The organism is Promicromonospora sp. NPDC050262 (genome assembly GCF_040655935.1).
In the GTDB taxonomy this organism is placed as follows: Bacteria; Actinomycetota; Actinomycetes; order Actinomycetales; family Cellulomonadaceae; genus Promicromonospora.
Genome location: NZ_JBFAKX010000033.1, coordinates 14,285 through 28,455 on the forward strand (window position 1 = coordinate 14,285; position 14,171 = coordinate 28,455).

At 72.1% G+C, this 14,171-nt stretch carries 10 protein-coding genes; 8 read left to right on the forward strand and 2 right to left on the reverse strand.

Annotated features, from left to right (window positions below; all coding sequences use genetic code 11):
* The first annotated feature begins 55 nt into the window (after window positions 1–55).
* Both AB0I29_RS26885 and AB0I29_RS26890 read left to right on the forward strand, forming a co-directional pair.
* The gene (locus AB0I29_RS26885) at window positions 56–2,443 is read left to right on the forward strand and encodes a rhamnogalacturonan lyase (RefSeq protein ID WP_357487247.1); all 2,388 of its coding nucleotides are present in this window, start codon (window positions 56–58) and stop codon (window positions 2,441–2,443) included.
* 156 nt (window positions 2,444–2,599) lie between these two features.
* Complete coding sequence (locus tag AB0I29_RS26890; RefSeq protein WP_357487249.1) at window positions 2,600–3,919, forward strand: serine hydrolase domain-containing protein; 1,320 nt, start codon at window positions 2,600–2,602, stop codon at window positions 3,917–3,919.
* 67 nt (window positions 3,920–3,986) lie between these two features.
* Here the strand turns inward: AB0I29_RS26890 and AB0I29_RS26895 are convergent, their stop codons facing one another.
* On the reverse strand, window positions 3,987–5,009 hold the full coding sequence (locus AB0I29_RS26895; protein WP_285107460.1) for a LacI family DNA-binding transcriptional regulator: 1,023 nt from the start codon (window positions 5,007–5,009) through the stop codon (window positions 3,987–3,989).
* A 68-nt stretch (window positions 5,010–5,077) separates the two neighbouring features.
* Between AB0I29_RS26895 and AB0I29_RS26900 the strand changes: the two genes are divergently transcribed.
* Window positions 5,078–5,440 (forward strand): L-rhamnose mutarotase, encoded by a 363-nt coding sequence (locus AB0I29_RS26900; protein ID WP_357487252.1) that lies wholly within the window; start codon window positions 5,078–5,080, stop codon window positions 5,438–5,440.
* A 59-nt stretch (window positions 5,441–5,499) separates the two neighbouring features.
* Here the strand turns inward: AB0I29_RS26900 and AB0I29_RS26905 are convergent, their stop codons facing one another.
* Window positions 5,500–6,945 (reverse strand): APC family permease, encoded by a 1,446-nt coding sequence (locus AB0I29_RS26905; protein WP_285107464.1) that lies wholly within the window; start codon window positions 6,943–6,945, stop codon window positions 5,500–5,502.
* A 229-nt stretch (window positions 6,946–7,174) separates the two neighbouring features.
* Here AB0I29_RS26905 and AB0I29_RS26910 point away from each other — a divergent pair, with 229 nt between their 5' ends.
* From AB0I29_RS26910 to AB0I29_RS26930, 5 genes are all read left to right on the forward strand, one after another.
* Window positions 7,175–8,695, forward strand: coding sequence for a sugar ABC transporter ATP-binding protein (locus AB0I29_RS26910; protein WP_285107466.1), 1,521 nt, complete (start codon window positions 7,175–7,177; stop codon window positions 8,693–8,695).
* Window positions 8,692–9,717 carry an ABC transporter permease gene (locus tag AB0I29_RS26915; RefSeq protein ID WP_357487255.1) on the forward strand — a complete coding sequence of 342 codons (1,026 nt, stop codon included), beginning with the start codon at window positions 8,692–8,694 and terminating at the stop codon, window positions 9,715–9,717. The genes AB0I29_RS26910 and AB0I29_RS26915 overlap by 4 nt, the downstream gene beginning before the upstream one ends.
* Window positions 9,714–10,709, forward strand: a complete 996-nt coding sequence (locus AB0I29_RS26920; protein ID WP_357487257.1) for an ABC transporter permease — start codon at window positions 9,714–9,716, stop codon at window positions 10,707–10,709. Before AB0I29_RS26915 ends, AB0I29_RS26920 begins: the two co-directional genes overlap by 4 nt.
* Before the next feature lie 11 nt (window positions 10,710–10,720).
* Window positions 10,721–11,746, forward strand: coding sequence for a rhamnose ABC transporter substrate-binding protein (rhaS, locus tag AB0I29_RS26925; RefSeq protein ID WP_285107472.1), 1,026 nt, complete (start codon window positions 10,721–10,723; stop codon window positions 11,744–11,746).
* Window positions 11,747–12,084: 338 nt separating this feature from the next.
* Complete coding sequence (locus AB0I29_RS26930) at window positions 12,085–14,106, forward strand: N-acetylmuramoyl-L-alanine amidase (protein WP_357487260.1); 2,022 nt, start codon at window positions 12,085–12,087, stop codon at window positions 14,104–14,106.
* Window positions 14,107–14,171: the final 65 nt, after the last annotated feature.

The following is a 14,171-nucleotide window of genomic DNA, read 5'->3' on the forward strand; positions in this document are numbered from 1 at the left end:
ACTGGGTAGAAGCGCACGTCTTCGTGAGATCGAGAATTCAGAGAGGAATTCGACAATGATCCCGAGAACTATCCGGACCGGAGCCGTGCTGGCGACGGCACTCAGCCTCGGCATGAGCGGGGTGGGCGCCGTGGCGTTCGCGGCCACCGCCTCGACCGCCGTCCCGGCCAGCACCCTGACCACGGTCCCGGCCGCCGACGCGACCACCGCCCAGGGCGGCCCGAGCGCCCAGGGCGAGCGGCCGACGTCGGGCACCGGGAACTCGACAGGCACCGAGAAGCTGGGCCGCGGGCTCGTGGCCGCCGCGACCAGCGAGGGCGTCTTCCTGAGCTGGCGCCTGCTCGCGCCGGAGGTCACCGGCCACACCGACGCGGGGCTCAAGGGTCCGGGCTTCGCGGTGTACCGCGACGGCCGGCGCGTCGCGACGGTCACGGGCGCGACCAACTACCTCGACGCCGCGGGCACGGCGGACGCCCGCTACCGGGTGGTGCCGCTGAGCGGTCCGGACAGGGGCCGGGCGGCGTCGGCCGACGTGTGGGGCGACGGGCACCTGGACATCCCCCTGAACAAGCCGGCCGACGGCGTCACGCCCGCGGGCGAGGCGTACACGTACCGGGCCAACGACGCCTCGGTCGCGGACCTCGACGGCGACGACGAGTACGAGATCGTCGTGAAGTGGGACCCGTCCAACTCCAAGGACGTGTCCCAGGTGGGCTACACGGGCAACGTCTACCTCGACGCCTACGAGCTGGACGGCACGCAGCTCTGGCGCATCGACATGGGCGTGAACATCCGCGCGGGCGCGCACTACACGCAGTTCCCCGTCTACGACTACGACGGCGACGGCCGCGCCGAGCTGATGGTCAAGACCGCCCCCGGCACGCGGGTGACCACCTACCGGGACGGGAAGCCGGCCGGGCAGCGCTACGTGCCGATCGCCAAGGACGACCGGGCGGCCGGGGTGCGGGACACCGACGACTACCGGATGTCCGCCGGGGACTACTACGAGCACCTCGTGGACACGTTCCGCGGCTGGTCGACGCGTCCGGAGGTCGTCTCCGGTCAGTGGCCGGCCACGCTGGAGGAGGCGTGGGGCATCGACACGCGGTGGACCTACCCGCTGTCCGACGCCGACGCCCGCGCCGCCGTCGACCACTTCATCGACGTGTATGCGCCGTCCCGCTCGACGCGCAACCAGCTCCGGCTCTTCGAGGGCTTTGTGATCAGCGGTCCGGAGTACCTCACCGTCTTCGACGGGCTCAGCGGGCGTCCGCTGGAGACCGTCGACTACGAGCCCGGGCGCACCGACGACGGGCTGCGCTGGGGCGACTACGCGATGGCGCGCATCGAGCCCGGCAACCGGGTGGACCGCTTCCTGTCGGGGGTCGCGTACCTGTCCGAGGGCAAGGCCAGCGCCATCTTCGCGCGCGGCTACTACACGCGCTCGACCATCGCCGCGTACGACTGGAACGGCAGGCACCTGACCCGGCACTGGCTTGCGGACTCGGGCTGGACGCCCATGTCCAACCCGTTCAACGACAGCCCGCACGGCGTGCCGGGTACCTCGCCCGAGTGGGGGAGCATCACCACGCAGGGCTTCCACTCGCTGTCGGCGGCCGACGTCGACGGGGACGGCCGGCAGGAGATCGTCTACGGCTCCGCGACGCTCGACGACGACGGCTCGCTCCTGTACTCGTCGTTCGACAACCTGCCGGACGGCTCCGCGAACCCCGGGGCGACCGCGGGTCTGGGCCACGGTGACGCCATGCACGTGACGGACATCGACCCGGACCGGCCCGGGCTGGAGATCTGGACCGCGCACGAGGGCGCCACGTGGGCGCCCTACGGCTCCGCGATGCGTTCGGCCGAGGACGGCGAGGTGCTGTTCGGGCAGTACTCCGGGCGGGACACCGGCCGCTCGATGATCGGCGACGTGGTGCCCGGCGTGCCGGGCATCGAGGTGTGGGCGTCCATGCCGGACGGCACCCTCGGGTCGGGCACGCTGAGCGCCACGGGTGAGCAGGTGGCGACGTCGACCATGGGGACCAACCAGTCCGTGCGGTGGGCGGGCGACGGCACCACGCAGATCGTGGACGGCGCCGACCCCGCCGTGCCGACGATCAAGGACTGGTCGCGCGGCGTCGTCGCGACCCTGGGCGGGACGCTGACCAACAACGGCACCAAGGGCAACCCGTCGCTCGTGGCCGACGTGCTCGGCGACTGGCGCGAGGAGGTGCTGGTGCGCACCACCGACTCGACCGCGCTGCGGCTGTTCACCACGACGGAGCCCAGCGACATCGCGCTGTACACGCTCATGCAGGACCCGCAGTACCGCGTCGAGGTGGCGCGGCAGCAGACGACGTACAACCAGCCGTCGTACCCGAGCTTCTACCTGGCCTCGGACACGGACTGGTCCACGGTGCCGATCCCGGGCCGGGACTGACCGCCGGCTGAGGAGGGCGGGTCGGCCGGCCCGCCCTCCTCCCCGCGGGTCCCACCCGGGGCGGAGGCCGTGTCCGGGATGTCCTTCGTGCGGGGGATCCGCCCGTCGTCCGGCCCCCAGCAGACTGACGGGGTGCCGAGACGAAGGAGCATCCCCATGAATGCACACCGCCGAGTCAGGGCAGCCCTGGGCGTCGTGGTGGCCGGCGCGCTGCCGCTCACCGGCGCGGGTATGGCGACGACGGCGTCCGCCGCCAGCGCGGTGCCCGCGACGCCCGCGGTGACCGCGGAACCGGCCGCACGAGCGGCGGACGCGACGCCCGCGGCCGCCGTCGACGACCCCCTGGCGTTGTCCCGCCAGGTCCGGGACGCGGCCGAGCAGGCCGCCTCCGCCCCCGCCGCCCGCACCCTGACCGCCGACGCGGGCATCCGGCGGCAGCTCGACCGGGCGGTCTCCACCCTGGTGGACGACGGCGCCGTCGCCGTCACCGCACGCGTCGAGACGCCGGACCTCACCTGGTCGGGCGCGGACGGCGTCCGCGAGCTCGGGGGCCACGCGCCCGCCCGGGCCGACGACCCGTTCCGCGTGGCGAGCAACACCAAGCCGATGATCGCGATGCTGGTGATGCAGGAGATCGAGCAGGGCACCTGGACGCTGGACACCAGCGTGGAGGACGTGCTGCCGGGCGCCCTGCCGCAGGACGTGACGATCGAGCAGCTGCTCAGCCACACGTCGGGCGCCCCGACGGCGTCGGAGTACCTGATCCTCGACAAGATGCAGGACCCGACGGACATCGACGAGTACTTCGAGGTGCTGGGCGAGCACTACTCGGACGGCGATCACGTCCGGGCCGTGCACACCGCGCCCTGGATGCTGGAGCCGGGCACCGGCTTCTCCTACTCCAACGCCGGGTTCGTGACGCTCGGCATGATGCTGGAGAAGGTGAACCGGACCGACCTCGACGAGCTCCTGGAGGAGCGCGTGTTCGAGCCGGCCGGCATGCGCCGCAGCGACTACCCCGAGAGCCCCCGGAAGCGCGGGCCGTTCCTGGCCGACGCCGCCTACACGGGCGCCGACGGCGCGGGCTGGTACTCGATCAGGCACTTCGACCCGACGCTGTTCCGCGCCGCGGGCGCCGTGACCAGCACGACGAAGGACCTCGCGGCCTTCAACGAGGCCCTGGTGACCGGTGAGCTGGTTGAGCCGGAGACCGTGGCCGACATGCTGACCCCGCGCAGCGCCGAGACGATCGAGTACGGCCTCGGCACGTACCGCCTGCCCGACCCGTGCGTGCCCGGCGAGTACCTGTACGGGCACGACGGCGCGAGCTTCGGCACGCTGAGCGTCAACCTGACCTCGCTCGACGGAGAACGGCAGGTGTCGCTGGGCGTGACCGGGCGCAACGTCACGGCGGACCCGGAGGCGCTGTACGACCTGAGCGACCTGCTGGTCCCGATGTTCGAGGCGACCTGCTGACCCACCCCCGCCCCACCACGTGTCAGACCCTCAGGTCACCCGGGTGACCTGAGGGTCTGACACGTCGTCATCCCACCGCGGAGCTGGAGCCGCGGACCACCAGCGTGGGCTGGAACATCACGTGCTCGGCCGCGGCGTCCGGCCCGTCGAGCAGGAGGTCGGCGGCGCGGACCCCGATCTCGTGGGTCGGCTGGCGCACGGAGGTCAGGGGCGTGGACAGCTCGGCGGCGAACGCGACGTCGTCGTACCCCACCACCGCGACGTCGGCGGGGACGGCGATGTTCTCCGTGCGCAGCGTGCGCAGCACGCCCAGCGCGACCAGGTCGTTCACGCAGAAGACGGCGGTCGGCCGGTCGCCGGACTCCAGCAGCCCCCGGATCGCGGCCTCCCCGCCCTCGGCGTTGAGGCTGGACACGGTGATCTCCACGAGCGCCGTCGCGGGGTCGAGCCCGGCCGCGACCAGCTCCTTGACCACGCCCTCGTACCGGTCGGCGCACTGCCGGATCGTGTGCGGGCCGTTGAGGAACGCGATGCGCGTGTGCCCCTCGTCGAGCAGGTGCCGCGCGGCGAGCTCGCCGCCGCGCACGTCGTCGACGGCCACGGACGAGATGCTCGGGTCGGACGACGGGCGGTCCAGCAGCACCACCCCGGTGCCGCGCCGGCGCACCGCCAGGAGGTGCTCGATGTCGTCGGTGGCCGGCACGACCATGACGCCCTGCACGCCGTGCTCCTCGAACAGGCGCAGGTAGCGCTGCTCGCGGTCCGGCTTGTCGTCCGACGACGCGACCATCAGCGTGAAGTCGTCCCGGTCCAGGCGCTCCTCGATGCCCCGCGCGACGTCGGTGAAGAACGGGTTGGCGATGTCCAGCACGATGGCGCCGACCGTGGTGATGGTGCCCGCGCGGAGCTGCCGGGCCGAGCCGTTGCGCACGAAGCTCAGCTCGTCGATCGCGGCCTCGACCCGCTCGCGCGTGCCGGGCAGCACCCGCTCGGGACGGTTGAGCACGTTGGACACGGTGCCGACGGAGACGCCGGCGGCGCGGGCGACGTCGGCGATGGATGCTCGGCGGTGAGCGGCCGGCTGTGTCATGGAGCCCTCCTTGCTTCGGGCTACATTATGAACCGTTTCATGGCGCAGGTGGTCGAGGAGGACCGGACATGTCGAGCAACACGGCGGGCGCACGCGTCTGCTTCACGTCGCGGGTGCGGGCGGACCGGCTGGACGAGTACCGGGCGGCCCACGCCGCCGTCTGGCCGGAGATGCTCCGGGCCCTGCGCGACACGGGGTGGCGCGACTACCACCTGTACCTGCGCGACGACGGACTGCTGGTCGGGATCCTCGTGACCGACGACTACGCGGCGGCGCAGCGCGGGATGGCCGCTACCGAGGTCAACGCGCGCTGGCAGGCGGCGATGTCGGGCTTCTTCGTCGACGAGGGCAACCCGGACGACGGCTTCGTGCTGCTGGACGAGGTGTTCCACCTGGAGGCCCAGCTCGCGGCCCTCCCGGACGCGCACTGACGTGTCAGACGTACAGGTCACGCGGGCGACCTGTACGTCTGACACGTCGGGGGCGGGGGCTAGTTGACGCCGCCCTCCGGCTCGTTGAGCGCCTCGATGTCGGTGATCCCGGTGCGCTGGCCGAGCAGCCGGTTCGTGATCCACGTCAGGATCCACAGCACGAAGCCGATGCCGAGGAGCCAGCCGGCGATCTGGTACTGGATGACGTCCCGCCCGGTCCACGGCCCCACGAGGAACAGGCAGCAGATCGCCCCGACGATCGGCAGCACGGTCGGCGCCACGAAGTGCTTCCGGTCGATCGGGTCGCGGCGCAGCACCAGCACACAGACGTTGACGATGGCGAACACGGCCAGGAGCAGCAGCGCCGTGGTGCCGCCGAGCGCGGCGACCACGTCGTTCTCCGGGTCGCGGCTGACGAAGTAGATCAGTCCGAACGAGATGGCCGTGGTGACCAGGATGGCGACCCATGGCGTCTGGCGGCGGGCGCCCACCCGCCCCAGCGCGCTGGGCAGCACGTTCTGCTTGGCCATGCCGTACAGCAGGCGGCTGGCCATGAGCATGTTGATGAGAGCCGAGTTGGCGACGGCGAACATCGAGATGAAGGGCAGGATCGTCCCGGCCGGGATGCCCGGCGCCGCCGTCTCGACCACGGTCACCAGCGGGGTGTCGCTCTCCGCCAGCACGCCGACCGGGACGATCGCGACCGCGAACAGCGAGACGAGCACGTAGATGACCCCGGTGATGCCGATGCCGGTGATCATCATCTTGGGGAAGTTCTTGACGGGGTCGTGCGTCTCCTCCGCCATGTTGACCGAGTCCTCGAACCCGACCATCGCGAAGAACGCCAGTGACGTCGCGGCGGTGACGGCGAAGAACGCCCCCTTGTCACCCGGGTCGTCGAACACGATGGTCCGGGAGAAGTCGACGTTGCCCGCGAACGCGGCGTAGAAGCCGATGAGGATCACGAGCAGCAGACCCGACAGCTCCACCAGGGTGAGGAAGACGTTGGCCTTGACGCTCTCGCCGACGCCGCGCAGGTTGATCGCCGCGACCAGCCCCATGAAGATCAGCGCGACCGTGATGATGAGGGTCGCGTTCGTCTCGTCGAGCCCGAAGCCGACGGCGAGGTTGGACGCGAACGCGCGGGCCGCCGTCGACGCCGAGGTGATGCCCGAGCACATGACGGTGAAGCACACCATGAAGGTGAACAGGTGGATGCCGAACGCCTTGTGCGTGTAGAGCGCCGCGCCCGCGGCCCGGGGGTACTTGGTGACGAGCTCCAGGTACGAGAACGCGGTGATGAGGGCGACGAGGAACGCGACGATGAACGGCGCCCACGCCGCACCGCCGACCTCGGCCGCGACGTCTCCGGTCAGTGCGTAGACGCCCGTACCGAGGATGTCGCCCACGATGAAGAGCAGGAGGAGCTTGGGCCCCATGACCCGCTTGAGCTCGGTCGGTTCCTCGCCGAGGGCTGCGTGCTCCCCGGCCGTTGGCTGGCTCATTTCCGTCGCCTCCGTTCTGGGGCGGCACGTCGTCGGGCCGCCTCCGTAGCTGCGGGCAGTGTGCACCCCTGATCGGCCAAGGGTTCCGCAACGGGCACGACTCGGCAACGGACGCGCCGCAAGTTCTTGACGCTCTGACCTGGCAGGTCTATCTTCCGAAGTATCTGTTTGAACGATTCAAACGCCAGATAGCGGTCAATGCAGACCGCCCGCATCTCGACGGAGAGACATGCAGAACGCCGCACCGACGCTGCGCCTGGAGGGGGTCGCCAAGTCCTTCGGGCCCGTGGCCGCGCTCCGCTCGGGCACCCTGGTGGTGCAGCCCGGCAGCATCCACGCCCTGGTCGGCGAGAACGGCGCGGGCAAGTCCACGCTGGTCAAGATCGTGGGCGGCGTGCACCGCCGGGACGCGGGCGTGGTCGAGCTCGACGGCGAGCCCGTGGACTTCACCGGTCCCGCCGAGGCCAAGGCGGCCGGCGTCGCCGTGATCCACCAGGAGCCCGCGAGCTTTCCCGACCTGACGGTCGCCGAGAACATCTACCTCGGCCGCGAGCCGCTGGGCCGGTTCCGCCGCATCGACCGGCGCGCCATGCGCGCGGGGGCGCGCGAGCTGTTCCGGGACCTCGGCGTGGACCTCGACCCGGACCGCCCCGCGGAGGGCCTGTCCATCGCGGACCAGCAGATCGTCGAGATCGCCAAGGCGATCTCCCTGGACGCCCGCCTCCTGGTCATGGACGAGCCGACGGCGGCGCTCAGCGCCGTCGAGGTGCGCCGCCTGTTCGCCGTCGCCCGCGGGCTGCGCGACGCCGGCCGCGCCGTCGTCTTCATCTCGCACCGCCTCGACGAGGTCGCCGACCTCTGCGACACCGTCACCGTGATGCGCGACGGCGAGCACGTCTCCACCGACCCGGTCGCCGGCGTGACGGCGGACGAGCTGGTGCGGCGCATGGTCGGCCGCGCCGTCTCCGACCTCTACCCCAAGGTGCCGAGCACGCCCGGCGAGGTGGTGCTCCGGGTCGAGGGGCTGCAGTCCACCGGCACCTTCCACGACGTGTCCTTCGAGGTGCGGGCGGGCGAGATCGTCGGCCTGGCGGGCCTGGTCGGGGCCGGGCGCAGCGAGATCGCCCGCGCCGTGTTCGGCGTCGACCGGTACGACGCCGGGCGCGTCGCCGTCGACGGGCGGACCCTGCGCCCGGGCGACCCGACCGCGGCCATCGCCGCGGGCCTCGCCCTGGTCCCCGAGGACCGGCGCCTGGAGGGCCTGGTCACCGAGTCCTCCGTGGCGCGGAACGTCTCCGCCGTCTCCCGACGCCGCCTGGCACGCCTGGGCATCCTGCTGCCCGACGCCGAGGCGCGGCTCGCGCGCGACTGGTCCGGCCGGCTGGCGGTGAAGGCCGGGGCACTCGACGCCGTGGCCACGACCATGAGCGGCGGCAACCAGCAGAAGGTGGTGCTGGCCAAGTGGCTGGCCACCGGGCCGAAGGTGCTGATCGTGGACGAGCCCACCCGCGGCATCGACGTGGGCACCAAGGCCGAGGTGCACCGGCTGCTGTCCACGCTGGCCGCCGAGGGGCTGGCGGTCCTGATGATCTCGTCCGAGCTGCCGGAGGTGCTGGGCATGGCCGACCGCGTGCTCGTGGTCCGCGAGGGGCGGATCGTCGCGGCGCTGGACCGCGCGGACGCCACGCCGGAGACCGTGATGCGCGCCGCGACGCCGGGTGCGTCGTCCGAGCGGGGTGACGCCGCATGACCGCCCTGCTGCGCCGGCGCGAGGCCGGCATCGCGCTGGCCCTCCTGGTCGTGATCGGCGTGACCACCGCGATCCAGCCCGGCTTCCTGCTCAGCTCGGGCGGCTGGCGGGACCTGCTGCTCACGCCCGCGATCCTCGTGGTGCTCGCCGTGGGTCAGGCCGTGGTGGTCATCACGCGCAACGTCGACCTCTCCGTGGGCTCGATGCTCGGCCTGACCGCCTACCTGGCCGGCCGGCTGTTCATCGACGTGCCGGACCTGCCGATCGTCGTGGTGGCGCTGGTCGCGGTCGCGGCCGGGGCGGTGCTGGGCCTGGTCAACGGCTCGATCGTGGCGTTCGCCCGCGTGCCGGCCCTCGTCATCACGCTCGGCACGCTCTACGTCTACCGAGGGGTGGCCCTGACCTGGGCGGGCAGCGACCGGATCGACGCCGGCGACATGCCGCGCGCGTTCCTCGCCCTGGGCACGCGGCAGGTGCTCGGCGTGCCCGTGCTGACGATCGTCGCCGCCGTCGTGCTGGCCGTCGTCGCCTACTACATGTACACGTCGCGCGGCGGGCGGCAGCTCTACGCGATCGGGTCCGACCCCGACGCCGCCGAGCTGCAGGGCCTGCCCGTCCGGCGTCGGCTGCTCGGGGCGTTCGCCCTGAACGGGGCGCTCGCCGGGCTGGCCGGCGTGATGTTCGCCGCGCGGTACGGCACCGTCTCGTCCGGCGCGGGGGTGGGCCTGGAGCTGCAGGTCGTGGGCGCCGTCGTGGTGGGCGGCGTCGCGATCTTCGGCGGCAGCGGCACCGTCGTCGGGGCGGCGCTCGGCGCGATGCTGCTGCTCACCATCAACCGGGCCCTGCCCGTGGTGGGCATCCCCGACTTCTGGCAGCGCGCGGTGGTGGGCGCGCTCATCATCGGCGCCATCGCGCTGGACCGCGTGCTGGCCCGGCGGCGGTCGCACCGCCTCGCGGCCGAGCGAGATACCGACCAACCCGGCGGCGCCGGCCCGGCCGACCGCGAGGAGGCGACCCCATGAGGACCCACGCCCGCCCGTGGTGGCAGCGCGCGCTGCTCACCCGCGAGATGCTGACGATCCTGATCCTGGTCGCGGCCTGGGTGGTCGCGTCCGCCGTCGTGCAGGGTTTCGACGGCCCGCTCACCATCACCTACCTGGTGCTCGACGTCGCCCCCGTGCTGCTCATCGCCCTGCCCATGACGCTGATCATCGCCACGGGCGAGATCGACCTGTCGGTCGCGTCGGTCGTGGGCCTGTCCAGCGTGACCTTCGGGCTGCTGCACCAGGCCGGGTTCGGCCTGTGGGTCGCCCTGCCGGCGTCGGTGCTGCTGGGCGCGGTGTGCGGCGCCGTCAACGGGGCGCTGGTCGCGTACGGCGGGCTGCCCTCGCTGGCCGTCACCATCGGCTCGCTCGCCCTCTACCGCGGCCTCGCCGTGGGCCTCCTGGGCACCACGGCCGTCACCGACTTCCCCGAGTCCTGGACCGACGGCGCCACCGAGAACCTGGGGGAGTCGCCCTGGCCGGTGGTCACGCTCGGGCTGGTCGTGCTGATCGCCGTCTTCGCCGTCCTGCTGCACGCCACGCCGTTCGGCCGGAACGTGCTGGACATCGGCCGCAGCAGCGAGGCCGCCCGGTTCTCCGGCGTCGACGTCAAGCGGACCCTCCTCGTCCTGTTCGTGCTGTCCGGGGCGGTCTCGGCGCTCGCGGGCGTCTACTACACGCTCCGCTACGGCAGCGCCCGCGGCGACAACGCCACCGGCATGGAGCTCCAGGTCGTGGCGGCGGTGCTGCTCGGCGGGGTGTCCATCTTCGGCGGGCGCGGTGCGATCCACGGCGTGGTCGCGGGCGTGCTGCTCATCGGCGTGCTCAGCAGTGCCCTCCGGCTGGAGGGGGTCACCGTCAACGTCATCAACATCGTGATCGGCACGGCGCTCGTCGTGTCGGTGGTCGCGCCGCGCATCGCGGGCGGCCTCAGGGTCCGACGGCGTCCGGCGGTCGGGCAAGGAAGCTAGGGAGACGAACGATGAGGTTCACATCTGTGCTCGCGGCCGGCACGGCCGCTGTGCTCGCACTGGGGCTGACCGCCTGCGGCGGCGGGGGCGACGAGGGTGGTGACGGCGCCAGCGGCGAGACCGAGGGCGCCACCATCACGATGCTGCCCAAGAATCTGGGCAACCCGTACTTCGAGGCGTCCACCGCGGGCGCGGAGGAGGCGGCCGAGGAGCTGGGAGCCACCGTCGACGAGGTGGGGCCGGACACGGCGTCGCCCGACTCGCAGGTGCCGTTCATCAACACCGCCGCCCAGCAGGGCGTGAGCGCGCTGGTGATCTCGGCGAACGACCCGACGGCGATCGGCGACGCGCTCGACGAGGCGCGGTCCGCGGGCACCAAGGTGGTCACGTTCGACTCGGACACCGAGCCGCAGTACCGCGACCTGTTCGTCAACCAGGCCTCGGCCGAGGGCATCGCGGACAAGCAGCTCGAGCTCATCTCCGACCAGATCGGTGGCGAGGGCGAGATCGCCATCCTCTCGGCGTCGGCCAACGCGACCAACCAGAACGCGTGGATCGCGATCATGGAGGAGAAGCTGGCCTCCGACTACCCGGACATCGAGCTCGTCGAGACCGCCTACGGCGACGACGACGACCAGACGTCGTTCGACAAGACGGCGGCGCTGCTCCAGTCCCACCCGGACCTCAAGGGGATCGTGTCACCCACGACCGTGGGCATCGCCGCGGCGGCGCGCTACGTGTCGACGTCCGAGTACAAGGGCAAGGTCGCGGTCACGGGCCTCGGCACGCCCAACCAGATGCGCGAGTACGTCGACGACGGCACCGTCGAGGCGTTCGCGCTGTGGAACCCGACCGACCTGGGCTACCTGGCGACGCAGGCCGCCGCGGCCCTCGTGGCGGGCGACATCACGGGCGAGGAGGGCGACACCTTCGAGGCCGGCCGGCTCGGTGAGTACACCGTGGGGGCCGACGGCGAGGTGCTGCTCGGCGAGCCGTTCGTGTTCGACAAGAGCAACATCGACGACTTCGACTTCTGACCCCGCTCCGGCCTCGTCGTCGAGCCGCGTGCCGTGACGTGACATGCCGTGACGTGATGTGACGTCCGGCCGGGCTCCCCTTTGAGGCCGGGGTTGCTCCTCTTTGCGACCCTTCAAAGCGGAGTAACCCCGGCCCCAAAGGGGAGTTCGGGCTGTCCCCGGCGACTGCCGCGCCCGCCGGCGCCCCCCGGGTGATCCAGGCGGTGTCCAGGAAAAGATCACCCGCTCCGCAGGGGTGAAACCTGGGGGCGTCGTGCCTGGTCACCACTAACGTCACCCTGTTCTTCGCGTCGGCCGCACCCCGTGCGGCCGACGCGTTTCGATGCGAGGAGGACACAGTGGTTCGGCACGCGGCAGCACCGGCATCCAGGTCGAAGCAGGGTCCCCGGCACAGCGCGGGCAAGCCGGCGCTCGCCGGGACCGTGGTGGGCAGGACGATCATCCTCGGCGTGGCGCCGGCGATGGTGCTCGGCGGCGCGCTGGCCCCGGCGGCGACGGCACTGACGGCGGAACCGTCCCTGGAGCCCGAGGGCATCGCGGCCCCCGCGGACTCCGCGCTGCCCGACGCCGGCACCACGGAGGCGCAGGTCGAGACCGTCGAGGTCGCCGCGGCCCCGGCCGAGGAGACCGCCGTGGTCGACGACGTCACGGGTGCGGACCCCGAGGCGGCCGCCGGGACCGCCACGGCGGCGGACGGCGCCGTGGTGCTCGACACCGCCGACACCGACGGACGGATCGCGGGCGCCATCGAGGTGCCGGACGGGTTCCAGACGGTCGGGCTGTCCTGGCCGGCCGAGATCGATCACGTCGTTCCCGAGATGCAGGTGCGTACCCGGGCCACCGACGGGACCTGGAGCGACTGGAGCCACCTGGAGAAGTCCACGGACGACGCCGACGGCGGCTCCGCCGTCGTGACGTCCGCGCCGGTCTACGTGGGCGAGGCCGACGCCGTGCAGCTCGCGACGGTGGACGAGGCCGCCGAGTTCCCGGCGGGCGTCGAGCTCAGCCTCGTCTCGTCGGCGCAGGTCACCACGGCCGCGGCGACGACGTCGGGCACGGTCGCGCCGTCGGCCACCACGGCGGGGCCCACGATCATCACGCGCGAGGAGTGGGGCGCCGCGCCCCGTTGCCTCGAGCCGGGCACCGGCCCCACCTGGTTCCCTGCCGAGGGCGGCCTCAAGGCCGCGGCCGTGCACCACACGGTGAACCCGAACGACTACGCCACCGTGGCCGAGGCCATGCAGGCCATCCGCAACGACCAGGCGTACCACCAGCAGACCCACGGCTGGTGCGACATCGGCTACAACTTCCTCGTCGACAAGTGGGGCAACATCTACGAGGGTGCCGACGGCAGCATCGAGGAGCCGATCATCGGCGCCCACACCGGCGGCTTCAACACCGGCACGGTCGGCGTCGCGATGATCGGCACGTACACGACGGCGGCGGGCGTGAAGCCCACCACCGCCCAGCGGGACGGCGTGGCCAAGATCATCGGCAGCCGCCTCGCGCAGTACGACGTGAACCCGGACGAGTCGACCGTGCTCACCGCGGCCGGCCACACCGACGGCGGCCGTTACGAGGCGGGCGACCAGGTGACGCTGCCGCGGGTCTTCGGGCACCGCGACACGCACCAGACCGAGTGCCCGGGCGAGCTCGCCTACCCGCTGCTGTCCGGGATCCAGGACCAGGCTGCCGTGTACGCGAAGCAGTACGCCGAGGTGGACGAGCAGTCCAAGAACTTCGTGCAGGCGATGTACCAGGACTACCTCGGCCGGGCGGCCACGGCCACGGACATCGAGAGCTGGTCCTACCGCGTCTCGGTGGACGGGCCGGGCGTGCTGGCCGACGGCATGGCCAAGTCGGACAACTACCGCAAGGTCCGCATCAGCCAGGCGTTCCAGGCGACCCTCGGCTACACGCCGTCGGCCACCCAGACGGCCAACTACCTCGCCATGGTCAAGAAGAAGACGCGGACGATCGACCAGATCGAGCCGTACCTGATGGGCACCTCGACCTACTACAAGCACGTGGGCGGCACCGACGCGAAGTACGTCACCGCGCTGTACCAGCACATCCTGCACCGGCCGCCGACGTCGGACCAGCTCAAGCACTGGATGCCGCGGCTGAACACCCTGGGCCGCGCGGGCGTGGTCAATGCCCTGTGGAAGAACCCGCAGGCGGTGCGGTACCGGGTCGTGGCGACCTACCAGCACTACCTCGGCGTCGCGCCGACCACCGCCCAGGCCGACACCTGGGTCAAGCGCCTCACGACGGCCGGTACCACCGAGGACGAGGCCACGCTGCGCCGCGCGATCGTGGTGACCACGAAGTACCTGGCCGCGGCGGACGCGAGGTACTGACGGGGTGGCTCGGGTGGTCGGTGGTTCGTCAGGTGATCGGCAGCCCGGGCTGCCGATCACCTGAC

Bases quoted from the DNA above. Each gene is read 5' to 3' on its own strand.
- AB0I29_RS26895 (WP_285107460.1), bottom strand. From the start codon at position 5,009: ATGACACAGCCGGCCGCTCACCGCCGAGCATCCATCGCCGACGTCGCC.
- AB0I29_RS26910 (WP_285107466.1), top strand. From the start codon at position 7,175: ATGCAGAACGCCGCACCGACGCTGCGCCTGGAGGGGGTCGCCAAGTCC.
- AB0I29_RS26885 (WP_357487247.1), top strand. From the start codon at position 56: ATGATCCCGAGAACTATCCGGACCGGAGCCGTGCTGGCGACGGCACTC.
- AB0I29_RS26905 (WP_285107464.1), bottom strand. From the start codon at position 6,945: ATGAGCCAGCCAACGGCCGGGGAGCACGCAGCCCTCGGCGAGGAACCG.
- AB0I29_RS26900 (WP_357487252.1), top strand. From the start codon at position 5,078: ATGTCGAGCAACACGGCGGGCGCACGCGTCTGCTTCACGTCGCGGGTG.
- AB0I29_RS26915 (WP_357487255.1), top strand. From the start codon at position 8,692: ATGACCGCCCTGCTGCGCCGGCGCGAGGCCGGCATCGCGCTGGCCCTC.
- AB0I29_RS26920 (WP_357487257.1), top strand. From the start codon at position 9,714: ATGAGGACCCACGCCCGCCCGTGGTGGCAGCGCGCGCTGCTCACCCGC.
- rhaS (WP_285107472.1), top strand. From the start codon at position 10,721: ATGAGGTTCACATCTGTGCTCGCGGCCGGCACGGCCGCTGTGCTCGCA.
- AB0I29_RS26890 (WP_357487249.1), top strand. From the start codon at position 2,600: ATGAATGCACACCGCCGAGTCAGGGCAGCCCTGGGCGTCGTGGTGGCC.